The following is a 23,726-nucleotide window of genomic DNA, read 5'->3' on the forward strand; positions in this document are numbered from 1 at the left end:
CCCCAGGGGTTCGCGACCGCCCGGGCATCGGAGGGTGCGCCCGCGGTGACGGGCGGGCGAACAGTTCGGGAAGGACCGCACAGGGACCGTCCCGGGACGCCGAACCGTCCTAGGATCGTCGCGTTCGCCGGGCCTCTACGGCGGGCGGCGACCGGCGGCGGAAGAACGACTCGGGGCGGGAGCGCGCATGGGGATGGAGATCCCCGACGAACTGGCCAACCTCTTCTACGGGCTCACCGGCACCAAGTGGCCGGACGTGGACGAGGACCGGCTGCGGGACCTCTCCGACATGTACGCCACGGTCGAGTACATCCTCGCCACCGAGCTCCCCGAACTGGTGCTGGTGCTGCGCCGCAAGGTGCGGTCGACGTTCGACGGGCGCACCACCGAGTACTTCGAGAACTCCCTCGCCCAGTTCACCGCCGGGGAGCGGGACTACGTCGGCGAGGCCGCGAAGCTGGCCGGGGACATCCGGACGTACGCCAGGGACGCCGCCAACCAGGTCGAGTACGCCAAGTGGATGATCATCGGCCAGCTCGTGCAGCTGGCCATCGAGATCGCGTGGGCGATCGCGATGGCGAAGTTCACCTTCGGGGCGTCGCTGGCGTGGATCTCGATGTTCAGGTTCATCCGCAGCCAGGCCATCCGGCGCATCCTCAACTGGCTGGTGTGGAACCTGCTGAGCCACCTGTTCGTGGCGCAGCTGTTCGGCACCACCATGGACCTGCTCATCCAGCGCATCCAGATGGACCAGGGCAACCGGGACTCGTGGGACAAGGAGCTCACCCGGATGGCCGCCGCGGGCGCGTTCGTGGAGGGGCTGCTCGGCGCGGGCCTCTCCCTCGGGGCGGACATGTTCCTCAGCAAGCAGCTGGGGAAGCTGTTCGGCGACAACCTGCCCGGGCCGCCCACCCCGCCGCCCGTCCGCGACATCGCCGAACCGCCGCCCGTCCCGCCGGGGCGCGGGCCCGACCCGGCCCCGGAGCCGCCGCCGTTGCGGGACGTTCCCGATACGACCCCGGCCCCCGGGCCGCGGACCCCGGACCCCGACCCCCTGGGCCCGCCGCCCGTCCGCGACGACGTGTCCGGTCCCCCCGGGCCTCCGAACGACCCGCCGGGGCCGCCGCCGGGCGACGGCCCGGGACGTGATGTGCCGGGCCGTGACGGGCCGGCGCGCGACGTCACCCCGGACCCGCTGCCGCCCGGGAGCGTCACCCCGGAGTTCAACCGGGACCTGGTGACCCTGTTCGGCCGCAACGCCAACGAGTTCCTCGGACCGGCGCAGCGGCCCGACACCGCGAGCAGCGGCATCGGGCACGGCCAGCGGTTCGTCGACGGGGCGGGGACCGTGTTCGCCCGCCACTTCGGCGGCGAGATGGGAGAGGACGCCGCCCGGAGGCTGGGCCGCGAGTACGCGGAGACCCTGCTGCGGACGTGGAACACCCCGCGCATGCCCTCGGCGCTCGACGAGGTGCTGAGCGGTGCGCCGCTGCCGCAGAGCACCCGCGACCACCTGTCGCGCGACGTGCCGGACGCCTTCGGCCGGACGGTGTCGGAGTTCGGGACCCGGTGGAGCGACCGGTTGACCGCCCTGGGGATCGGGGCGGGCTCCGGCGCGCTGGAGGGCTACCTGGGCGAGGGTCTGACGAACCTGGCCTTCTCACCGGAGCAGCAGTGGGAGGCGTCGGGCATGTCGGCGGTGGCGGGGGCCGCCGGGGCGGTGGTGCAGAACCTGGCCGTCGGCGGGGGGCTGGCCGCCATCGACGCCCTCAACGACCTGCGCGAGCTCAACAACACCCCCGCGCCGCTCCCGGATCCGGACGGGTCCGGGTTGCGGGGGCCGCTGCCGGACGACGGCGGGGGCGCCGACGGCCGTCCCCTCCCCCCGGGGCGGGGGCAGGGGGACGGTGGGTGGCCTGGGTCCTCGTCGGGGAACGGGGAGGAGCCGGTCCTGCGGCTGCGGGGCGGGGGCGGGGACGACCTGTCCTTCGACTTCGGGTCGGAGTACGGGGACGGGTACGGGGACTACGAATCGACGTACACCCCGTCGGAGTTCGGCGGGGAGGACGAGGCGGACGCCGGGGGCGCGTCGGACGCCGGGGGCGCGGCGGGCGGTCGCGGCTGGTCGGGGACCGATGTCACGGCGGGGCCGTCCGGGCACGGGGGGACGGGCGGCGAACGCTCCGCTCCCCCGGCGGAGGCGGGCGGGACGCGGGAGACGCCGCGCACCGAGAGCACGGGCCCCGGGGCGCAGTACGCGCCTCCGGCGGGCATGGGCGCGGGCGCGGAGAGCGGGCGGGGCACGGGCGCCGGTTCGGCCGGATCCGGCTCCGGGAGCGGGTCCGGGGGCGGCCCCGGGGCCGGGCGGGGCGGCGAACGGGGCGGCGGCGCCGCGGAGCCGGGCCTTTCCGGTGGCGAGCGCGGCGGGGACACGACCGCCACCGGGGGCGACGGTGGTACCGGGGGGACGACCGCGAACCCCGGGGAAGGGAGTGTCACCCGCACCGAGAGCTCGGCGGGCTCGGAGGAGAACGGCGGGAACAGCGGGAACGGCGGGAACGGCGGGAACGACGGACGGGACGCTGCGGCCACGGAGAACGGCCGTCCGGCGACGGAGACGGACTCCGGCGCCCCGGAAGGCGACCGGAGCACCGGCGGCAACGACGCCACCGCGCCCCACGGGGCCGACCGCGGAGCGACCGGCACCGGAGGCCCGGGCATCTCCGGTCCCGCCGGGAACGGGAACGCCGACGGACAGGACACCGGCGCCCCGGGGGGCGACCGGAGCGACACCGGCACCGGGCGGGAGGGCGACCGCGAACCGATCCCGAACGGCGGCACCGGGGGTACCGGTGACCCGTCGCCGACTGGCGAGGGCGACGGGCAGGACCTCGCGGACACGGAGACCGGCTCCCCCGGAGGCGACCGGGGGAACGGCACCGACACCGACGGCACCGACACCCGCACGCCCCACGGCGGAGCCGGGGGCCTGGCGGGCGACACGGGCGGCACCGGCGGGCAGGGCACCGGCGCGTCCGAGGGCGGCCGGGACGACACGGGCGGTGGCCCCGAACGGATCCCGACCGGCGGCGGCCCCGAGGGCACATCCGCGAACCGCGGGGAGGACGGCGCTGCCCGGGGCCGGGGCTCGGAGGGTGCGGGCCAGGACGACCCGGCCGCCGCCGGCCCGCCCGGTGGGAACGGCGGACAGGGCCCCGACGGACAGGACACCACAGCACCCGGCGACGGGCAGAACCGCACGACCACCGAGAACGACCACCACACGACCGGCACCGAGGCCCCGGCCGGCGGCCACACCCCCACGCCCGCAGACCCCAGCGGACAGGGCACCACCGCACCCGGCAATGGGCAGGACCCCGCGGGCACAGGGGGCGAGCGCCACACGGCCGACACCGAAACCCCGGCCGGCGGCCACACCACCGCACCCGACGACGGCCAGAACCGAGCGACCACCGCGAACGACGGCCGCACCGAGAACACCGGTACCGGCGACCCCGCCTCCACGAATCCACCGCCCGGGGAGGACGGCGGCCGGGGAACCACGGACCCGGGGAACATCCGCCACACGTCCGAGGCGGGCACCGGCACCCCGGCAGGAGACCGGGGGGACGCCACCGTCGAGGCCGGGAACGAGGCGGGCGTCCCCGGCGGTTCCGCCGGTACCTCCACGCCGGAGGGCGGCCGGGGCGACGCGGACAACGACGCCCCCGCGGGCGAGCGCCGACACGGCCCCGCCGACTCCGGGTTCCCGGACCACCAGGCCGCGCCCCCCGCCGGATACGCCCCGCCCCCCGGAGAGGCCGCCGGTCCGCGGGACTCCGCCGGATCGGCCCGGAACAACCCCTCCCCGCCCCGGGCCGGGGGCGAAGCCTCCCGGAACGGCACACCGCCCCGCGCCCCCTCCAGCGACGGACCGTCCCACGGGGAGAGCCGCGGCACCGGGGTGGACGGGACGGGGGGCTCCCCGCCCCGCGCCCCGGGCGACGACGCCTCCGGCCTGGCGGCGGAGGGCCCGGCCGCCCCCTCGACGCGCCTCGGGGACGGCGCCGACCTGGACCTCTTCTTCCGGTCGCTGACCCCCTCGGCGGAGTCGACCGCCTCCGACGGCACCTCCCGGGAGCGGCGCGACCCGTCCCGGGAAGGCCGACCGGAAGAGGAGGGCGTCCCGGAGCCGAAGCCCTCCGTGGAGACCGCCACCGACACCGGGGCCGACGGCGGGAGGAGGTCCGCACCCTCCGCCGTCGAGTCCGACCCCCTCGCCCCCTCGGCCGAGGGGGGCCGGCCGCCGCGCCTGGAGAGCGGGGCGGACTCCGGGGACGACATCGCCGCCCCCTCCTCCGGGACACCCGAGACGCCGCCCCCGCCACCGCGGGACGAGGAGGCGGACACGCACACCCCCGCGCCCTCCGACGGGAAGGCGGGCACGCCTTCGGACGAGCGCGGTGGAGGCGACGCGCGCACCGGGGGGACCGGGGAACGGCCGCAGCCCACCGACACCCGCGAAGAGAACGGCGAAGGGCCTCCGTCTCCCCCCGAGGAGGGCAACGGGGACAGCGACGTCCTGCCTCCACCAACTGTGGAAGAGGACGAAGGCAGCGCCCCTCCGCCCCCGCCCCGCGAGGAAGACGGGAACGGTGACGTCCCCCTGCCGCCACCGCCCGTGAAAGAGAACGGGGGTGACACCCGTCCACCTCCGCCCGTGGAGGAGAACGAGGGCGGCGGCCCTCCCCTGCCGCCACCGCCCGTGGAGGAGGACACGCGTCCCGCACCGCCGGAGCAGCCCCCTCCCGCGCCCGTGGGCGAGGGCACGGACGCCATCACCCCGGTCGTCCAGCCCTCCGAGCAACCGCCCGACCCCACCGGGACCGAGACGGCGCCCCCGCTGCGGCTCAACTACCTGATCGATTCGCGCTGGGTGGAGTCCTACGGCGTCCGCGTCGACCCCGACGCCGTCCTGGGCACCCGCCCGGACCTGCCCGCGGACGTGCGCGACTCCTTCCGGTCGAAGCTCGGCACCGACCCCCGGGAGTTCTTCTCCCGCGACGGTGTCAGCGAGACCTCCGCCGACGGCACCGCCTTCACCCTGCGCCTGCGCTCCGACGACGACTGGCACCAGGGGGGCCGGAACCGCGGAGGTGCCGAGAAGGCCAAGTACAAGGGCCTGCACGACATCCAGACGCAGGAGTCGCGGGGCGAGTCGGGGTCGGTCGGCTCCGCGCGCCGCCCGGTCGTGGGATTCCAGGCCAACCTGCTGGGCGGCCCGGGCCTGCCCGCCCCCGCCGTGGGCTTCCGGGCGTCGGCCTTCGGCGGCTCCGCGGTCCAGCAGCAGTCCGGGGACTCCGGACAGACCCGGATCCTCACCACGGAGATGACCGGGTCCGGGACCACCTACAGCAGCGACCTCACCGCCGAGTGGACCCCGCACACCTCCCGGCCGCCGGCCACCGCGCCCCGGGACACCGCCCCCGCCGAGGGCACGGACCTGGGCCCGGTGCGGTCCGAGGCCCGCGTCGACGGCGGTGTGGAGCTCGTCCTCATGGGCGGGCTGCAGCGGCGTGACGACCTTCCCGCGCAGATCACGTTCACCGACCCCTTCCACCGCCCGCCCCCGGCCGCCCCCGCGGACGGCACCGGCGACACCGACGGCACCGGGAACACCTCCGGCGACACCGCCGGGGACGGCACCCCGCCGCCCGGCGACCGGAACCGCACCGAGACCGCCCCCGCGCGGTACGGCGGCTACCTGGCCAACTCCCACCCGATCTCGATCGGGTCCATCACCCGCCGCGCCGGCGGCTCCGACACGGGCACCGGCACGGACACCCCCACGGGCGCCGACACCGGCGCCTCTCGCGACGGCCGCCCACGGCGGTGGCGGGACACGCTGACCCCCCGGAGGTCCCGCGCCGACGAGACGTCCGAGCCGCCCGCGAACCTCAATTCCTGGGTCGCCGAGCGCCTCGGCTTCGAGGCGCCCGGCGAGGGCTCCAACACCCGCCGCCTGCTCCACCGCCCGCGTCCGGGCAGCGACGAGCCCAAGGTGGTGACCCGGCCCAACTCGGGGTCGCGGGCGATGCGGCGCGAGCTGGACCGGCGCGGCGTCCTGGAGGTGTTCACCGACGACATCGTCATGACCCAGCTGCCCACGATGACGGACGAGCCCCGCACCGTGCGCGTCCCCGACGCCGGGGGCGGGACGCGCCTGCTGACCATCTGGGCGCCGCCGACCTCCATGGAACTGGTCCCGGAGACGCCCAAGGACTTCAACATGAAGTTCACGGACCGGTTCGCCCACGGCGCCTCGGTGCTCGCCAACCGGCTCAAGGGCTTCTTCGTGGCGGTGTCCGGCGGCATGGTGACCCGGGTGCCGGGCGACATGTTCCGGGTCGACGCGCCCTACTTCGAGACGCGCTTCCAGAAGGTGTGGGCCAAGGGGCGGGGCCGTTCGGACAACGCGTGGGACGCCCGACTGTTCCACAGCACGGACACGGCCGTGTACCGGACCCGGCGGACGATCGCCGTGTGGCTCGACGGGGACACCGAGCCCACGCTCTTCGACGCCTCCGGGCTGGAGGCCGTCACGGCCGACGACGCCCGCCGCCTCGGCGGGGACCGCCCCGACACGAGGGAGGTGGAGGAGACCGGCGACCCGTTCCTGGACCGGGACGGCGGGCCCACCCACCTGGGCGACGCCCTGGTCCGCGACGTGACGCACGAAGACGGCTCCGAGGCGCGGACCGGGGACGGGGAGGGGGACCTCCCCCGGTCCTTCTTCCGGGACTTCGCGCACCAGGTCCTGCTGCAGATCGACCGGGACTACCCCGGCCTGGTGCTGCCGCACCTGGCCGTTCCCGGAGCGCCGGAGCCCCGGCGCTCGCACGCGGGCTGGAACCACCGGCGCAACCGCAGGACCGCCGAGCTGAACACCGAGACGGTCCTGTCCAAGATCAACTCCTCCTCCTTCCGGGCCGACCGCGACGCCTGGCTGTCCGGCCAGGTGGAGATCAAGCTGGTGGAGACGAAGTTCCTGCCGTTCGGCAACGAGCTGCGGGAGCGCAGGTTCACCGTTCCGGACCACATCTCCGTGTGGCCGCGGGCCAGGGTCGTCGGCTACTCCAAGGCCACCGATCCCCTGCCGAAGTCGCACACCGGGACCACCACCGGTTCCTCGTCGGGCATCGGGCGCAAGTCCGACAGGATCACGTCGGTCACCGCGGAGGGCCGGACCGGCCTGACCGTACGCGGTGTCTCCGGGGGTGTGGACTCCTTCGGTGCGCCCAACAACGCGGGCGGCGTGTACTTCCGGGCCGCCAACGAGTTCCGTACCCGGACGCAGAGCGAGTACGGCGTCTCGGCGACGGCGGAGACCAACGTCAAGGACAAGAGCGGGAGCAGGGTCCTGTTCGCGGACGTGGAGTTCTCTGCCTGGATGGGGCCGGACGACTCCCTGGTGCCCCGGTCCTCCCGGTGGGAGGCGCCCTCCCGCATCGGCCTGGGGCGCGAGCTGTTCGGCGGGGGCGAGGGGGCCCCGGCCCCCGTGCGGGCCAAGGTCGAGCTGCACACACCGCGGAACGGGGAGCGCTTCGCCCTTGACGCGCCGCCCGAGCGGACCCCCGAGCCGCCCCGGTACCTGTCGCCGTCCCAGGCGAAGCGGCTGTTCGACCGGGGACCCTCGGCGTTCCTCTCCGAGAACCTCCCCCCGCGGCTCCCGCCGCTGCAGGCGCCGCCGCGGCTGGAGACCATCACCGAGGTCGACGAGGGTGCCGGGACCGGGGCCGAGGTGGGTGGGACCGAAGGGACCGGGAGGACCGGTGGACCGCCCCGGGCACAGGCGCCCGACGTGGAGGGGGCGCCCCCCGCGGACCGCACGGCCGACGGGGCACCGCCCCCCGCGGAGGAGGGCACCGGTACCTCCACCCGGCAGGACACCGGGGGGGCACCTCCCGCGGAGCAGAACACCCGCGCCCCGGCACAGCAGAACACCGACGGGACACCGCCCGCGGAACAGAACACCGACGCCCCGGCACGGCGCGGCGGCCGCCGCACCCCTGAGCCGGAACCGGAGCTGCGGATCGACCGGACGGACCGGGCGCGCCGCCTGTCGCAGCTGTTCTCCAGCACCCAGGCCTTCAACCCGGCCCTCATGCGCCGCGGTTCCGAGGTCATCACCGTGACCACGCTGACCTACGCGAGCCTGGATCGGAACCACTGGTCGTTCTCCCGCACCGCCTCCTCCCGGGAGGGCGCGGCCGAGGTCATCGCCGGCCGGACGTCATCGCAGTCGCTCGCCGCCTCACCCGGGCTCCAGCAGGACGGCGGCTCCCGCTTCCGGGTGCAGCTCGACGACGGCATCGCCCCGACGCGGACCCGGCCGACCACGGTGACCTGGTACATGCCCACCCACGTCGCGTCGGTGCTCCTGCGCGAGTCCGCGGTGATGGAGCCCAACCAGGTCAAGGAGATCTCCTACGGGTTCGGCAAGTCCCGCGACTCCGTCTTCAGCGTGACCCTGATCGGCCGGGGGATGTTCTCCTCCCAGCCGACGGCGGCCACCCCGGACCAGGCCCCGCGCGGCTCCGGCGGGCCCATCTTCCAGCCGGGCGTGGAGCTGCGGTACACCCCCTACGGGCACGGGCACGGCGAGTCGTCCTCCGTGAGCTTCCGGACCCGCCGGGAGGTCAAGTTCACCGGGTCCACCTTCGAGTTCGTCACCCACGGCGTGGTCCTCCAGGCCACCGAGCACAAGCAGGACTTCGACTTCCTGTTCTCCGTCCCGCGCTCCCCCGGGACGAACGACCACTCGGCGTGGGCGGCCGAGGTCCGCGACGCGCAGAAGACGATGGTCCCCTCGCTGTGGGTCTTCGCCGACGGGCTCGTCGACGACAGCCTGACCTGGGGGCCGGACGGCCGGGTCACCAAGGGCGCCCACCCGCCGCCGCAGGGCCCGCACCTGGACCTCGTGCTCAAGCCGGACCTGGCCGGGAAGGGCTACGACTCCCGCCCCGTGCACGTCCCCTCCCTCATCTCGGAACTGGAGCAGCGGCTGCGGCGGGGCGGCTGGCAGCTGACCACGCACTCGCGGGAGGACCTCGTCCAGACGGTGACCTCGCACCTGAACCGCGGGATGACCAACCTGTCGGGGGTCGAGGTGCGCGTGGTCCCGACCGGCACGCGGTGGGAGTCGTCCGAGTGGACACCGCAGGTCAAGGACCGCTCGCGGGTGGCGACCCTCGACCTCGACCTCTTCCCCATGGCGCCCCGCGTGGAGCAGATCGGCGGGCGGATGGAGTTCGTCGACCGCAACGTCAAGGTGACCTCCACCTCCGAGTCGGACACCACGTTCCGCGGGTACGGCGGGGGCGCCGCCCTGGACATCCTGGCTCCGATCGGCAACCGCGAGGACCCGGAAACGGGCAGGCAGGTGGGCGCCGTCAACGCCGGCGGCACCCCCGGGTACCGCGGACAGACGCTGCTGGAGAACTCGTCCTCGGAGAACCGCGCCCGCGAGGAGACCCAGGAGCGGGTCGTGTTCACGCCCTTCGCCGTGGTGACGACGCCGACCCGGGTGGACGCGAGCCTGCGGATCGGCGACCGGGTCTACACCGCCTCCGTCCTGGACCAGCACGCGGAGTCCGTCTACCCGCTCCCCTACCTGGAGACGCTCGGCGGCGACAACAGGGTCGACCCCCCGGGCACGCGGTACCGGCCCGCGGAGTTCGAGCGCACCGAGGACGGCTCGTACCCGGACGACTGGGCGGCGCTGCACCGCGGGCCGGAGGGGCGCGGGTACCAGGACGGCACGGCGGGGATCGACTCCGTCCCCCTGGCGGTCGAGAAGAACGGGCGCGAGATCCTCGACGCGGCGGTGGTCAACGCCGCACGCCTCGCCGGGTGGTCGCGCACGGGGACCGGCGACCTCACTCCGGCCGAGGTCGACGCGGCGGCCCGGTTCCTGGACCGGCGGATCACGGACATCGAGCGGGCGGCCGGGATCACCGTCCGCAAGCAGGAGATGCTGCTGCTGTCCCTGACCCCCGAGGCCACCGAGGACGCCGTGTCGATCGCCGAGTACGGCGGCACGGTGGTCAGGACGCGGGCGCTGCTGAACACCGACGGCGCCGTGATCGAGGCGGTCAGCGGTGAGAGCCGGGCCCGCGACTCCGACCAGGAGGGCGCGCGCCGCTCGCAGAACACGTCGGAGAACCGGGCGCGGAACGCCGGCCTGGGCGGCCAGGTCACCGAGACCGCGCGCCCGGGCGACCGCCTCCGGGAGAACCTCGACGCCGACAACGCGGCGCTGAGCGGGGCCAAGGACGGGGTGTCCTCCGGCCAGCGCGAGGGCGCGGTGGCCGAGGGGCCGGGGACCAAGCGGATGTTCCTGGTGCGGATCCCGGCCCGGTGGCTGGTGTGGGCGCAGAACTCCGACGGGAGCGGGGCGCCGGTGGGGAGCGAGTCGGACTCCTCGGTGCTGCGGTGGGTCGACGAGGACCAGGCGCGGGCCTGGGGGCTGGCGACCGACGCGCCGGAGATCGGGCGGTACTCGGACGCGGAGGCGGCCTTCACGAAGGCGGACGCGGCCTATCTCAAGGCGCGCGGGGAGCTGTTCGAGTTCGTGAACCGGGTCGACCCGGACAGCGCCGATGCCACGCTGCGCGAGGAGTACCGGCAGCGGGAGGCGAAGTACGCCGAGCTGGAGGAGGCCCGGAACCGGGCGATGCGGGAGATGGTCGACGCCCTGGGCGACCTCCGCGCGCTCGGCCCGCGGACGGCGCCCCCGGTCGAGACCCCGACCACCGCGACGGACAGCGGGGAGACCCACCCGGCACCGATCGGGGAGGAGTCCCCGGCACCGATCAGAACGGCGCCCCCGGTCGGAACCCCGACCACCACAACGGACAGCGGGGGAACCCACCCGGCACCGATCAGAACGGCGCCCCCGGTCGGAACCCCGACCACCACAACGGACAGCGGGGGAACCCACCCGGCACCGATCGGGGAGGAGTCCCCGGCACCCATCGGAACAGCACCCCCGGTCGGGACCCCGACCACCGCAACGGACGGCGGGGGGACCAGCCCGGCGCCGACCGGGGAGAACCACCCGGCACCGGTGATCACTCCCGGCGGGGAGTCGGCGGACACCCCCGTGGGAGACCCGCCGCACCAGCCCGCGGAGGAGCGCACACCCACCCCCGCACCAGGCGGGGAGAGCAGCCGCACCACCGGCGGGGAGTCGGCCGACGTCCCCGCGGCAGACCCGCCGCACGGGCCCGCCGACCTCCGCACCGGCCGGGACCCGCTCACGCGCACCGGGGAGGAGGACGGCAGCCGGGCGCCGGGTGGGGAGAGAGCGGACGGGCCGGTGGGGGACGCCGCGTCCGACTCCCTCCGGGAACGCGCCCCCCGGGACACGCCCACCCGTACACCGGGAGGGGACGGCGGCCGCGCATCCGTCGGGGAGCCGGCGCACACGCCGGTTAGCGACCCGCCCTCCGGATCCCCCCGGGAGCGCGCAGGCACCCCGGCCCCCTCGGCCGATCGGGAGGGCGACGGGTTCGGCGACCCCCACGTCATCCGCGACGAGGACGACTTCTTCGTCACCGACCGGGATCCCCGTGCCCCGGCCCCCACCGATTTCCTGATGACCCCGGCCCTGCCCGCCGAACAGCCGCTCGGCCGGGGCGACGACGGGTTCGACGACCTCTACGACGCCACGCCGCCGCGGTCGCCCCTCGTGTCCCCCACCGCACCCGACCCGCGCGCCGGATCCCCGTCCCCGTCGGCCGACCACGCATCCGGGGGCACCACCCGCTCCGGGGAGGGGGCCCCGCCGCTCCCGGCGCCCGTCGGGACACCCGCCACCGGGTCGGGGGACGTCCTGTCCCCGCCGGTCGGGGAGGGCGCTCCCGTGCAGGAGCGCCCGGCCGGGGGCGGGCTCCCCCGCGAAGGCGCGGAGGAGCGGGCCGGGAACGGTGTCCTGGAACCGGCCCCCGGGACCTCCGCCGGAACGGACACCCGGCACGGGCTCGAAACCCCGCCGGGTGCTCCCGCCGAGACCGGCGACGCACGCCAGTCCGCGTTGAACACCGCCTTCCTCGAGGCCCTGACCGCGCCGCTCCCGCCGCCCGGCAACCCCGTGCGCACCGGTCCCGGCACCGCACCGCACTCCCGGGGGGACGGGGACGGGACGGCCGGAGTCCCCGGTGTTCCGCCGCCGGGCGGATCGGCCCTCCCCGGAGGGGACCTCGCCGTCGGCGCAGAGGGGGACTTCTCCCCGCAGCCCCGGGGCGGCGGCTCCGAGGGCGTGTCCTCCTCCCCGTCGACGGCGGTCGCGGACACGCCACAGGTTCCGCGTACCTCCTCCGCGTCCCCGCACACCACCGGCGCGGACGGCGGCCGGAGACGCACCGAGGCGGGCGACGGTCCCGGGGGCGGCAGCCGGGGACGCACCGAGGCAGGCGACGGTCCCGGGGGCGGCGCACTCGACCGCCCGCGCACCGGCTCCGGGTCCTCAGCGGCGGGCGTGGAGGGCGGTGCATCCCGGATCGGGGCATCCCTCCCGGAGGAGGCGAAGCCGTCGGCGGCGGAGGGCACACCCGGACCGGAGGCCGCCTCCCCGGGCGAGGGCGACGGCCGGGGTGGGGAGGACACGGGATCGGATGCCCGGAACACGGTGGAGGACCGCAGGGGATCGGCGGAGGACGTTCCGGCGCCCGAGGGCGATCGGAGCGGCCCCGGTGACGACGTCCCCTCCCGCCCCGCCCTCGACTTCAGTGACATCCCCCGTTCCTCCGCCGAGGACGGCTTCCCCCTCCCACAGAGCACCGACCGCGGCCAGATCTACCAGGAGATCGCCGAGGAGCGCATCGAACGGGACGGAAACGGGCTCATCACCCGCGTCGACGGCAGGCCCGCGGCGGACTTCCTCACGGAACTGATCACCGTCCGGGCGCAGGAGGCGATCAGGGAGAGGGTCAACAGCCCGGACCCCGCGAGGAGGATCCCGCAGAGCGTCGTCGGCGGATGGACCGGTGTGAACGCCCTGGTACTGGACCTGCGCTCGGGCGTCGTGGCCGAGGGCGTCAACGGCAACAAGGCCTCGGTCATCCCGCCCGACCGCGTCCACCCGGTCCTGCGGGCGCGGATCGACGCCATGTACCGGGACCCGGCGGTGGACGGGTACCCCCAGTTCGACAGGAGGACGGGACAGGTCCTGCCGAAGAGGACGCCCTACCCCGGCGCCGACAAACCCCTCAGGCACGCCGAGGTCAAAGCCATCAACGAACTGCTCTGGGCCCGCGGGGAGAACGCCGGGGAGGACGCCCTCGGGGACTTCATGATCTACAACACCTTCCCGCTCCTCTCGGAGGGGATCTCCACCTCCAGGTGCTGCCCGAACTGCACGAAGATACTCTGGGGCGCGCAGAGCGCCGCGGGCTGGAGCCACTTCACCCCCGGCGACCCGGACGGACCGCAGCACACCGACCACCACATCCTCCTCCCCGACGACGGAAGGGAAAGGGGCCGATGACACGCATCCGCGACGAGGAGGCCGACGGGGACGCGGACGGCACCCTTCTCCTCAACGGCGTCCCCTTCACCGGGGAGGTCGCCGCCTTCTGGTCCGACGACACGATGCAGTCCCTGACGACCTACGAGAACGGCGTCGAGCACGGCCCCTACCTGGAATGGCACCCGAACGGCGCCCTGCGCGTCCAGGGCCGGAGCGATCTGCTCCACGGGGCGGTGGGGACCTGGCGTGAGTGGGACGAGAACGGCGGCCTGGTCTCGGAGAAGGTTTTCGGCGAGGACGGGGAACTCGCCGCGGTGCGCCGGTGGGACGGGGACGGGAACCTGCTGGAGGAGAAGGTCTTCCGGTCGGCGTGACCCGGGCCGCCGGGACCGGGGCCGGACGGCTTCCACCCGGGGCGCCTGACCACGGCCGGAGGGCGTCGGGCGGCCACGTACAGGTCCTCGAACAGGTCCGCGAACCGGCGGACCCCTCAGGCCTGGGGACGAGCCACCCCTCCCCCAGGGGGTGAGCAGGTGGGTGGCCGTGCGCACCGGTCCGAGGGCCGGGAGCCGGAAGGGCCCCAGCGGTCAGGGGTGCTCGGCCGCGTCGGCCGGGATGGTCTGGAGACCGGTGCTCTCAATACTCCTGTGCCGCCGGCATGCGCACACCCCCGGACGCAATCTCGAGCAAGCGCATTGTCCCGGGCCCGGCCACCGGGCTTCCATGGATCCGGGAGGCCGCTGACGGTCCTGGACGGACGACGACCTCTCACAGCGCACCCGCCACGCGAAGCGAGGAGAGCACCGTGAACGACGACGGCGACAACTGACCCCGAGAAGCGACAGCGGGGCGGCCCTGGTCCAGGGCCGCCCCGCGCCTGTTCCCCCGACGCCTGCGGCACCGGGTTCCGCCGTCACCGCCCTGCTCGTCTGATCCGGTCGGCGACATGCGCCAGCCACCCGTCGTCAGCCCGTTCGTGGTCGTGCGTGGACAGGTACCCCTGGTACCGGTCGAAGTAGCCCTCTACGGTCGAGGCCACCTCCCGCCAGCCCTCGCCTGCGTTGCCCGCCGTGCCGTGCATGGGGAAGAGCTTGGCGTGGGCGTGGTCCACCCCGTACCCCTCGTACATGATCCCGGTGCGCGCCACGTCGGCGAAGGCCGCGTCCAACAGCCGCGCCACCTCACGGGCCGCCAGGTGCAGCGCGGCGTACTCCCCCGGGTCCAGGTCCACCACGTAGCTGGTCCTGTGCGCCTTGGGGACCACCACCGAGAACCCCTCGGTGTTGGGGAAGATCGACAGGAACGCCAGGTGGTCGGCGTCCTCCCAGATCCGGTGGGCCGAGTCCTGCCCGGCCGCGATCCGGCAGAACACGCACTCGGCTTCGAAGTCGGCGATCATCGGACTCCTTCACGGGAGGGAACAGCGTCGGCGCAGGTGGGGCAGCCGGGATCGCGTTCCGCACTCTGTCCGTCGAGCGTGAGGTCGTGAGACCACACGCCCACCCGGCGGTTCAGCGACGCCGGGATACCGAAGCCCCCCAGGTACCGAAGTGCGTCCAGGGCTGCGAGCGAGGAGGCGAGCATGTTCACCGGGCCGTTGGAGGGTGCCTGGTAGCGGGCGTTGATCCCGGCCATCAGCCGGGACAGCTCGGGATCTCCTTCGGGAACACCGGCGGTCAGTGGTCGGCAGTCCCAACAGCCGGCCTCTCCTGGCACCACCAGAGGTCCCCACACAGCGATGTCGTTGACATAGCAGGCGTTCATCCACGGCGTTCCGCTCCGGACGCAGTGGGCGTTGACCATACCCGTCAGTCCCGGGGAGTCCGCCGAGACCACGAGCAGGTCGCAGGTCGGCAGGTGCCCCAGATCCTCCTCGTCCCCGACATCGCGGACCACGGGAAGCACCCGGCAGTCACGGTTGCGCCGCCGCAGTTCCCTGGCGAGCACTTCGGCCTTGGGCAGTCCGATGTCGGCCTCGGTGAACAGGAACTGCCGGGTCAGGTTGCTCAGCTCCACATGGTCGGCGTCCACGAGGAGCAGTTCGCCGACCCCGGCGGTGGCCAGGGTGACCGCCACCAGGCCGCCGATCCCGCCGCAGCCCAACAGCACGACCCGGGCTCGGGCCAGGCGGAGCTGGACCTGCACCGCATCGGCACCGGAGAGTTCGTAGAACAGGGCGTGGCGGCTGTAGCGGTCGGCCGGGGCGTAGGTGTGCGCGGGGATCAGATGGTTCCCGTCTTCGAGCAGCCGCATCACCGCATCGGCCCGGTGGGCGTCCCCCTCGCAGAGATCGTCCAGGAAGGAGCGGGCCTCGGCCCGGGTACGTGGTTTGCGGAAGTGGTCGGCCAGCCGCAGCAGGGGCTCCCACAGTGCCCGGTCGTGCACGGGCCGACGTATCGACCCGAACCCGAGGAACAGCGTCCCGTCCTGGAAACCGACGCGGACGTAAGGGGCCAAGACCCGAGGTCCATCAAGGCGGGGATCCACCGATCGCACGAGGTCTCCTTCGTCGGTAGGGTCGGCGTACCGACGAACGTAAGCCTGGGTTCGGGTCGCAAGGTCGAGAATTGCTCGGAATTGCTCGCGCGGTACCGAGGACACCCTGGCGGGCGCAGAACCGAGTCGGTGAAACTAGGTTCCCACCCCGAAGGGAGCCTCTGTGAAACTCCGCAAAATAGGCACGACCTCCCAGGACGGCGGATGCCCGACCCTGTACGAAACCGACACTGGTGACATCGTGGTCCAGGGTGACCGGCTGACGGACCCCGAAGCGCTGGAGCAGTTGAGCGATGTCCTCGAAGGGGAGGAGTTCGTCGTGGTTCCCCGGGCCCTGCTGACGCGCTTCGCCCCCAAGGAGTGAGATGGCCGACCTGGTCACCGGAACTGATTTCACCGACCTCTTCCGGCGGTACCGCCACATCGCCTGGCGGTTGGAGACTCGCACCCACTACGGCAAGGCCAACGAGGACCGGCCTTTCCAGGAATGGCTGACCGGTAAGGAGCCCGACCTGGAGTGGTTCACTCCGTGGCTGCGCATGGTGCGCGAGGAGACCGCCACCGGCAAGCGCATGGAACGGGTACGGCTCATCGACGACCCGCCCTCGGACTACCTGCGCTGGGAGCTGTGGGGCACCCCCTACAATCTCGGTGCCGGTGAGGACATCCGCTACCTGCCCCGCGCCCACCCGGTCGTCGCCGAGCTGCCCGACCACGACTTCTGGGTGTTCGACAGCCGCACCGTCGCCCGGTTGGCATTCGATGGAGACCGGTTCCTCGGCGTCCACCTCAGCGAGGAACCGACCGAGGTCCTGGCCGCCCTCCAGGCCCGTGACGCCGCCTGGCACCACGCGTTGACCTTCACGGAGTACATGGCCACCCGCGCCCTATGACCGACTACCAGACCGCCCGCGCCTCCCTCGGCGTCCGCCTGCGCGAACTCCGGGAGGAGGCCGGGCTGTCCGGGAGGGAACTGGCCGCCCGCCTGGGCTGGCACCCCTCCAAAGTGTCGAAACTGGAGCACGGCAAGCAGACAGCGGGTCTGGAGGACCTCCGCTCGTGGGCGCGGGTATGCGGACGCCCCGAAGCGGCAGAGGGGTTGACCGCGCAGTTGCGGTCGTTGGAGACGCACTATGCGAGTTGGCGACGGCGTCTCGCCGGGGGACATGAACCGCTCCAGCGCTCCTACTCCCCGCTGGACGCCGCGACTCGTCACTTCCGTATCCTCGAAACCGCGTGTGTGCCGGGCCTGCTCCAGACACCGGAGTACGCGGCGTTCATGTTCCGCCGAGGAGTGCGCCACCACCGCACCCCCGAGGACATCGACAAGGCGGTCCTCGCCCGCATGGACCGTCAAAACATCCTGGACGCTCCCGGCAAGCGGTTCGAGATCCTGCTCTGGGAGCCGGCCCTACGGATCAGGTTGGGGCCGGACCCGGTCATGGCCGGGCAGCTGTCCCGCATCGCCTCGGAGATCTCCCGGCCTAGAGCCGAGGTTGGCATCATCCCCCTGGGGGCGAGCATGGACGTGGTCCCCTCCCACGGGTTCTGGATCTTCGATGAGAAGCAGGTCCTGGTGGAGACCATCGGCGCCGAACTGTGCTTGACCGAAGATCTCGCGACCGAGCCCTACCGGCGTGTGTTCGCGGAACTCTCCGCCGCAGCCCTGCGCGGTCCCCGCGCCGTGCAGCTCGTCCGGAGCATCGGCCGGGATCTGCGGACATGAGCCACATGTCGGCGCTTTCCCTGCGGTCGGAGGCCCGCGCCCCATGACCGACGGCCGGACCGCCCGCGCCTCCCTCGGCGTCCGCCTGCGCGAACTCCCGGAACAGGAGGGCCCTGGCCTGGACGACCACGCCATGGCCGGAGAGGCCGAGCGCGGCCGCGGCCTGCTCCTCATCGACGCCCTGGCCACCTGCTGGGGGGACCCGGGCCGTGGTGGACTTCCCCTTCTGCGCGGGGCTGGGCACCGCGGTCTGGGCCGAGTTCACCCTCCCCGGCCAGGCCGGGGGCGTCGCCCGAACCGTCCGCGCAGCCACCGCAGACCCCGGCACCGCCGCCGCACCGCCTGGCGCCTGACCGCCTACACCCTCGCCGCCCTGGCCGGCGCCCTCGCCCACCACCTGGCCGCGCCCCTGTTATAGCCACCGCACCCGGTGCCGGAGCGGGTGGGCCCACCCGCCCCGGCACCGGCCAGAAGGAGAACGGGGGCAGCGGGCCGACAGAGGTCGCCGCCGGACCGGAGGGGCACGGCTTCCGCCCCGGAACGCGACCTCGCGCGTACACCCCCGTGTCGACGGCCGCACGCGCTCCCGTCACCGGACGGCACTAGAACGTGACCGGGGATGCCTGCGGTTCCGGCCAGGCGGGACGGCTCCCCGCACGGGAAGGAACGCCGATGTCCGACGACCGTTTGACAGTGCTCCCCGAAGAGATGGCGCGGGCCGGTGAGGACCTGCGCGAACCCGGGCGGCTCGTCCGCGAGGCCTTCGCCCGGCTGCGGACGGCGCGCCAGTCCCTCGGAGCGGTGTGGGGTTCGGGTGACGACATCTCGGATTCGCTCGTCAAGAACCTCAAGCCGATGATCGAGGCGCTGGACGAGTACGGCGAGGCTCTGCCCAAGGCGTTCGACCAGGCCGCGGACAGGACGCTCCAGATGTCCCGCCGCTACCAGGTCTCGGACGAGTACGCGTTCGACGTCAGCAGCGGCCTGGGCTCGGCGACGGGCCGGGGCGGCGGCGGTGGCGGAGGGCGCTACTGACGGAGCGGCCGGCACGGACACGAACGGTGCGGAGCGGTCCCCGGCGGGGACCGCTCCGCACCGTTCCGGGCCGGGGCGCGGGTCAGGCGTCGTCGCGCGGCCTCCAGGTGCGGCCCCGGCCCGCCTTACGGGGCTTGGCGGGCTGGGGGCGGTAGGCGGGCGAGGCCTCCCCCTCGTCCACCGGGACGGGGACCGTCTCCCGCTGGGGCGCCGCGTCGCGGACGGCCTCCTCCCGGCGCGGCCGGGCGGGGGCCGCCGCCGAGGCGCGGGCGGCCCGGCCGCTGCGGGCTTCGGCCGGGCGCGCGGGGGTCGGCCCGGCGGGGGGTTCGGCCTCCCCGGGCACCGGGCGGTCCACGCGGACGACGCGGACCCGGCCGGCCTTGCGGCCGGGGACGCGCTCGTGGCGGACCCGGGTCCGCTGCTCCTCCGCAGGAGCGGCGGGCTTCGCGGGGCGGGCGGGGGCCGCGGCGGACCCCCCGCCTCCGGGGCGCCCGCCCGGGACGGCCGCGGGGGCACCGGCGGAAGAGGTGCCGGGCGCGGGGCTGCCGCTCGAAGCGGTGCCGGGCTCCGCGTCGGGCGTGGGTGCCGCCCCAGAGGCGGGGCCGCCACCGGTCGGCCCCGTCACCCGCGCGTCCCCGGTCAGGGCGGCGAAGGCGTCCCCGACCCCGGCGGAGGGGGCGGCGGGCCCGGGGGACACGGCACCGGTCGCGGATCCGGGGTGTTCATCCCGCGCGGCACGGCCGTCGGCGGACGCGTCCGCGCTCCCGGCGTCCGGGGTCTCCTCGTGCGCACCGGCCGGAGCGGTGGCGGGCTCCCCCGGGGCGCCGACGGGGACGGCAGCGCCCTCGGGCTCCGGCGAAGCGGCACCCCCGGCGGGCCCGTCCGAGTCCGCGGAGTCCCCGCCGCCACGGGCAGCGGTCACGGGCGCGGCCGCCGCATCCGGGGTTTCCTCGTGCGCACCGGCCGGGCTGGCGGCGGGTCCCCCGGCGTCACCGGCCGGGGCGGCGGCGGTGTCCTCCCCCACCGCCCCGGCGGACGCGGCCGTGCCCCCTGCGTCCGGGGTCGCTCCGTGCGCACCGGCCGGGGCGTCGACTGCTCCCCCGGTGCCGCCGTCGGGGACGGCGGACGCCTCCGCGGCGCCCACGGACCCGCTCGGCTCCGCGGAATCCCCGCCGTCCCGGGCGGCGGGCACGGGCGCACCCGCCGCGTCCGGGGTCTCCCCGCCGGGACCGGCCGGAGCGGCATCGCCCTCGCTCCGGGCGGGTTCCGGGGGGACCGCGCGGCGGGTCGCCTCCCCGGAGGCCGCTTCCGGCGCCGCAGGGCGGTGCCGGACGGCGCCCTCGGGTTCCGGTGCCGCCGCGGTGTCCGTGCCCGCCGCCTGGGAAGCCGCGCTGTCGGCTTCCGAGACCGCCCCCTCACCGGTGGACGCGCGGTCCGCGGGTGCGCCGCGACCGGAGTCGGTGCCCGGGGTCTCCGCGACGGGCGTCTCGTCCCACCAGGAGTCGTCGTGGTCTTCCGCTCCGATCCGTTCCGCCTCCGGCAGGTGTGCCGTGCCCTCGGCGCCGGTGGGGCCGTACTCCCCCTCGCGCAGAGCGCGGAAGGCCGCGTCGACCGAGGACCCGTCGTCCGGTGCGGCCTCCGGCTCCTGCGCACCGTGGAAGCCGCCGAACTCCTCGTCGCCGGGCCCGGCCTCCTCCTCCCAGGCGCGGGTCAGCCGATCCCAGGCGGCGGCGTCGCCCACGCTCACGAAGGCGTCGTCATCGTCCCAGTCCTCGGCGACCAGCACCGGGCGCCGCTCGGCGCTCCCCCGGCTCCGGGAGGGCGCGGCCGGCCGCTCGGAGGCCGAGTGGTCCGCCGCGTGGTGGGCGCGCACGGCCTCGTGCACCTCCTCGGCCGTCGACCCCGGCCAGGAGCAGTGGAACAGGGTGGCCAGCGGCTGGCTGGTCTGCGAGATGAGCCCGTCCTCGTCCACCGCGCAGCTGCCGCCCAGCGGCCAGCTGCCCAGGACGACCGCGGTGATGCCGCGGTGCTGCCCGTGCAGCAGCAGGCCGGACAGGGCGTGCTCGTGCCGGGCGTCGGGCGCCGAGATGATCAGGGCGAGCGGTGCCCGGTCCTCCTCGGCCATGGTGTGCAGCTCGGCGGCCAGCACCGCCAGCGCGTCCTCGGTCGTGGGGACCAGGGTGACCGGCTCGCACGGATGGTCGCGCAGCAGGTCGCGGCCGGTCCCGCCGAGCAGCCGGACGGCCTCGTCCTCGGTGATGAGGACGCGCACCGCGAGGGGCTCGGACGGGTCCAGCGCGTTGGCGATCAGGCGCCGGGCGGCTCCGTCCGCGCCCTTGCCGGTGAGGCCCAGGCCGGGGACGTGGTCGAGTTCGACGGTGACGCGCTCGTCGATGTCGTCGCCGGGTTCGGGCCGCGGCGGGACCGGCGGCAGCGCGAGCCGGCGCGGGCGGCCGGTGATGCGCCGCGGCAGGCTGAGCGCCATCCGGGGCACGAACGAGCCGCGCTTGCCCAGCAGGTATCCCCCGGCGAGCCCGGCGAACCCCACGACCCCGGCGACCGCGCCGTCGGGGATCTCCAGGACGACCACCCGGGGGCCGTCCTCCTCGACGGAGGCGGCGTTCTCCACGGTGATGACGGACCGGGCCGCCTCCTGCGCGATCGCAGCGCCGTCGCCGCCGTCCGCGGTCGCCCCGGCCTCCTCCGGGCCGTCCCCGGCCTGCGATTGCGGGGCCGCCGCCGGGGCGGGGGCGAGGGTGTAGGCGATCTCGACGCGGCGCTGGCTCTCGGCGGGCCCCTCCACCGGCTGGTCGGAGCCCCGGCCCTCGACCTCGGTGTCCGGGGCGTCCTCGCCGAGTTCCTCCTCCAGGTAGTCGGCCACCGCCTGGGCCCGCTCCTGGGACAGCTCTTGGTTGCGGTCGGCGTTGCCGCTGGGGTCGGTGTGACCGGTGATCGTGACGGGGACGTTCTCGTCCCAGTGCTCCCCGAGCATCTCCACGGTGGGGGCGAGGTCCTCCCGCATGCGCTCGGTGAGTTCGGCGGACCCGACCGCGAACCCGCTGACGGTGCGGGTGCGCTCCACCGGCCCCTGCTCCGCGCGCGGGGCGTCCGGGGCACCGCCCTCCCGGTCCGGTGCCTGCTCCTCCCGGGTCCCGTCCTCCTGCACGACGGTGTCGGCGAAGGCCGCCGCCGGGGCGGCGGCGGTGGCCGCGACCGCGGTGGCGGCGATCGCCTGGAGCGGCCCGAACGGGCGCAGCCGCAGGGGGACGCCGCGCAGGCGGGCCACCGTCTCGGCGGCGAGCGCCAGGGCGAACAGCCCCCACAGGGCCCACAGCGCGGTGATCAGCGCGGCGGCGGCCACGCCCGGCGGCAGCCGCCATCCGCGCAGGTGCGCCAGGGCGATCTCCCAGGACGGGAGCGTCTCGGGCCAGGCTGCGTGCCACAGCAGGGCGTAGGGGACGCCGATGAGGAGGGCGAGCGCGAACACGGCCGCGCCGAGCCTGTTCAGAGGGTGCATGTCCGCCTCACAAAAGTGCTCAGGGTGTCGACTGCTGTGTGTAGGGACGCGCGGTGGCGGTCGTCTCGACCGTGGTCGATCCGGCCGGGACCAGGGTGAAGGAGTAGGACATCGTGCAGGTGACGGTGACGGTGCTCCCGGAGACGCTGACGGTCCCGGTGGCTCCGGCGGAGGAGAGGAAGGCCTGCGCGGCGGCGGACGCGGCGGCCGGGTCCAGGGGGACCTCGTCGGCACCCTCCCGGTAGGCGTTCCAGTCGAGCTGCTGGGCGCCGACACGGGCGGCCTCCTGGGCGAGCGTCGCCGTCTGGTGCCGCGCCTGGAGGAGTTCCCCGCCCTCGTAGACCAGGCCCAGGCACAGGATGAAGGCGGTCGCCATCACCGCCACGAAGGCGCTGACCTGGCCGCGGTCGTCCCGCGTCGCGGCGGCGGCGGTGTTGGGCGTCGTCGTGTTCACGGCTGCCCCCGGAAGGTGTCCACGGCGACGGTGGCGCCGCCCTCGATGCTCTGGCTGCCGGGGAAGGCGACCCCGAACAGGTCGGAGAAGTCGACCGTGCACCGGACGGTGACGGAGACCGCCCCTCCGGCGGTGAGGCCGCCGTGGTCGACGGTGGTGGTGTGGTCGGAGCAGGCCAGGCCCTGCTCCTGGAGCGCCGCCGCGGCGATGGAGGTCGCCGCCGCGGCGGCCTCTCCCGGCGAACGCTCCAGGGAGGCCGCGCGGGCCGCGGCGTGGGCGACCTCGCCGACCGTGGCCCGCGCGTCGACGACGCGTCCGGCGAAGACCATGAGCATGGCGAAGGTCAGCAGGGCGGGCGCGAGGAGCGCCAGCTCCACCGAGGCCGAGCCGCGGTCGCGGTTCCTCACGGTGCCTCACTTCCGGGGACGAAGCGTTCGACGGGGGCGACGGACACGTGCCGCACGTTCCAGGAGATCCCGGGGACGAGGCTGGGGACCGAGCCGGTGACGGTGACGGTGACCTCCTCGGCCCCGCGGTCGACGGCGACGTCGATGTCGTTCAGGACGGAGCCGGAGGGCGCGGCCGCCGGAGCGGCCGCGCCCTCCACCGTGCGCGACTGCTCGGCCGTCCGGCGTGCGATGTCGGCGGCGACGTGCTCGCCGTGCATCCACAGGGCGGCCTGGACGACCAGCATGACCAGGAGGAGGAGCGCCGGGGCGGCGACCGCCAGTTCGGCGCTGCCCCGGTCGTCGTTGTGCTGTCGCAATGGTGGCTCCTACGGGGTGGCGCCGAAAGTGCCGATCTGTTCGGCGACGAAGGCGCCGATGCCGCCGACCGCCGCGATACCGACACCGATGAGCAGGGCGGTGACCACCACCGTCTCCGTCGAGTAGCCGTCGTCGTCCTTGGGCAGGGTCAGTGCGGTGATGATGCGGGAGTAGAGCTGTTTCATGGTGTTCCTTCAGGA

At 75.0% G+C, this 23,726-nt stretch carries 13 protein-coding genes and 1 pseudogene; 7 read left to right on the plus strand and 7 right to left on the minus strand.

Going from position 1 to position 23,726, the window contains the following annotated elements; translation table 11 throughout:
- Positions 1-187: 187 nt before the first annotated feature.
- Positions 188-13,549, plus strand: a complete 13,362-nt coding sequence (locus ACSUPR_RS04955; RefSeq protein WP_436889735.1) for a hypothetical protein — start codon at positions 188-190, stop codon at positions 13,547-13,549.
- Positions 13,546-13,905, plus strand: coding sequence for a toxin-antitoxin system YwqK family antitoxin (locus ACSUPR_RS04960; protein WP_436889736.1), 360 nt, complete (start codon positions 13,546-13,548; stop codon positions 13,903-13,905). The genes ACSUPR_RS04955 and ACSUPR_RS04960 overlap by 4 nt, the downstream gene beginning before the upstream one ends.
- Before the next feature lie 539 nt (positions 13,906-14,444).
- Here ACSUPR_RS04960 and ACSUPR_RS04965 read toward each other — a convergent pair.
- Positions 14,445-14,930 (minus strand): HIT family protein, encoded by a 486-nt coding sequence (locus ACSUPR_RS04965; RefSeq protein ID WP_436889737.1) that lies wholly within the window; start codon positions 14,928-14,930, stop codon positions 14,445-14,447.
- Complete coding sequence (locus ACSUPR_RS04970; protein ID WP_436889738.1) at positions 14,927-15,988, minus strand: HesA/MoeB/ThiF family protein; 1,062 nt, start codon at positions 15,986-15,988, stop codon at positions 14,927-14,929. The genes ACSUPR_RS04965 and ACSUPR_RS04970 overlap by 4 nt, the downstream gene beginning before the upstream one ends.
- Before the next feature lie 202 nt (positions 15,989-16,190).
- On the opposite strand from ACSUPR_RS04970, the gene ACSUPR_RS04975 reads away from it, so the two are divergent.
- The 5 genes and pseudogenes from ACSUPR_RS04975 to ACSUPR_RS04995 all read left to right on the plus strand — a co-directional run bounded on the left by ACSUPR_RS04975 (position 16,191) and on the right by ACSUPR_RS04995 (position 18,788).
- The gene (locus ACSUPR_RS04975; protein ID WP_436889739.1) at positions 16,191-16,391 is read left to right on the plus strand and encodes a hypothetical protein; all 201 of its coding nucleotides are present in this window, start codon (positions 16,191-16,193) and stop codon (positions 16,389-16,391) included.
- Between the two features lies 1 nt (position 16,392).
- Positions 16,393-16,920 (plus strand): DUF6879 family protein, encoded by a 528-nt coding sequence (locus tag ACSUPR_RS04980; protein ID WP_436889740.1) that lies wholly within the window; start codon positions 16,393-16,395, stop codon positions 16,918-16,920.
- Positions 16,917-17,753, plus strand: a complete 837-nt coding sequence (locus ACSUPR_RS04985; protein ID WP_436889741.1) for a helix-turn-helix domain-containing protein — start codon at positions 16,917-16,919, stop codon at positions 17,751-17,753. The genes ACSUPR_RS04980 and ACSUPR_RS04985 overlap by 4 nt, the downstream gene beginning before the upstream one ends.
- Positions 17,754-17,895: 142 nt before the next feature.
- Positions 17,896-18,106, plus strand: a pseudogene (locus ACSUPR_RS04990) (hypothetical protein); the annotation flags it as partial.
- Positions 18,107-18,425: 319 nt separating this feature from the next.
- Entirely contained in the window at positions 18,426-18,788 is a 363-nt protein-coding gene (locus tag ACSUPR_RS04995; protein WP_436889742.1) for a hypothetical protein, read from the plus strand.
- Positions 18,789-18,870: 82 nt separating this feature from the next.
- On the opposite strand, the gene ACSUPR_RS05000 is transcribed toward ACSUPR_RS04995, so the two are convergent.
- Genes ACSUPR_RS05000 through ACSUPR_RS05020 form a run of 5 tightly spaced genes read right to left on the minus strand, consistent with a single transcriptional unit; the run spans position 18,871 to position 23,711 of the window.
- Positions 18,871-22,305, minus strand: a complete 3,435-nt coding sequence (locus ACSUPR_RS05000; protein WP_436889743.1) for an OmpA family protein — start codon at positions 22,303-22,305, stop codon at positions 18,871-18,873.
- A gap of 19 nt (positions 22,306-22,324) precedes the next feature.
- A complete protein-coding gene (locus ACSUPR_RS05005; protein WP_436889744.1) occupies positions 22,325-22,759 on the minus strand; it encodes a TadE/TadG family type IV pilus assembly protein in 435 nt (144 codons plus the stop codon).
- Entirely contained in the window at positions 22,756-23,166 is a 411-nt protein-coding gene (locus ACSUPR_RS05010) for a TadE/TadG family type IV pilus assembly protein (RefSeq protein ID WP_436889745.1), read from the minus strand. The genes ACSUPR_RS05005 and ACSUPR_RS05010 overlap by 4 nt, the downstream gene beginning before the upstream one ends.
- Positions 23,163-23,525 carry a TadE/TadG family type IV pilus assembly protein gene (locus ACSUPR_RS05015; RefSeq protein WP_436889746.1) on the minus strand — a complete coding sequence of 121 codons (363 nt, stop codon included), beginning with the start codon at positions 23,523-23,525 and terminating at the stop codon, positions 23,163-23,165. Before ACSUPR_RS05015 ends, ACSUPR_RS05010 begins: the two co-directional genes overlap by 4 nt.
- A gap of 9 nt (positions 23,526-23,534) precedes the next feature.
- A complete protein-coding gene (locus ACSUPR_RS05020; RefSeq protein WP_436889747.1) occupies positions 23,535-23,711 on the minus strand; it encodes a hypothetical protein in 177 nt (58 codons plus the stop codon).
- Positions 23,712-23,726: the final 15 nt, after the last annotated feature.

Origin of the sequence: Nocardiopsis dassonvillei, from assembly GCF_964273065.1 — a bacterium.
Taxonomy (GTDB): Bacteria; Actinomycetota; Actinomycetes; order Streptosporangiales; family Streptosporangiaceae; genus Nocardiopsis; species Nocardiopsis dassonvillei_B.

Excerpts from the sequence above, each read along its gene's own strand:
- ACSUPR_RS04955 (WP_436889735.1), top strand. The coding sequence starts at position 188 with ATGGGGATGGAGATCCCCGACGAACTGGCCAACCTCTTCTACGGGCTC.
- ACSUPR_RS04960 (WP_436889736.1), top strand. The coding sequence starts at position 13,546 with ATGACACGCATCCGCGACGAGGAGGCCGACGGGGACGCGGACGGCACC.
- ACSUPR_RS04965 (WP_436889737.1), bottom strand. The coding sequence starts at position 14,930 with ATGATCGCCGACTTCGAAGCCGAGTGCGTGTTCTGCCGGATCGCGGCC.
- ACSUPR_RS04980 (WP_436889740.1), top strand. The coding sequence starts at position 16,393 with ATGGCCGACCTGGTCACCGGAACTGATTTCACCGACCTCTTCCGGCGG.
- ACSUPR_RS04985 (WP_436889741.1), top strand. The coding sequence starts at position 16,917 with ATGACCGACTACCAGACCGCCCGCGCCTCCCTCGGCGTCCGCCTGCGC.
- ACSUPR_RS04995 (WP_436889742.1), top strand. The coding sequence starts at position 18,426 with ATGTCCGACGACCGTTTGACAGTGCTCCCCGAAGAGATGGCGCGGGCC.
- ACSUPR_RS05000 (WP_436889743.1), bottom strand. The coding sequence starts at position 22,305 with ATGCACCCTCTGAACAGGCTCGGCGCGGCCGTGTTCGCGCTCGCCCTC.
- ACSUPR_RS05020 (WP_436889747.1), bottom strand. The coding sequence starts at position 23,711 with ATGAAACAGCTCTACTCCCGCATCATCACCGCACTGACCCTGCCCAAG.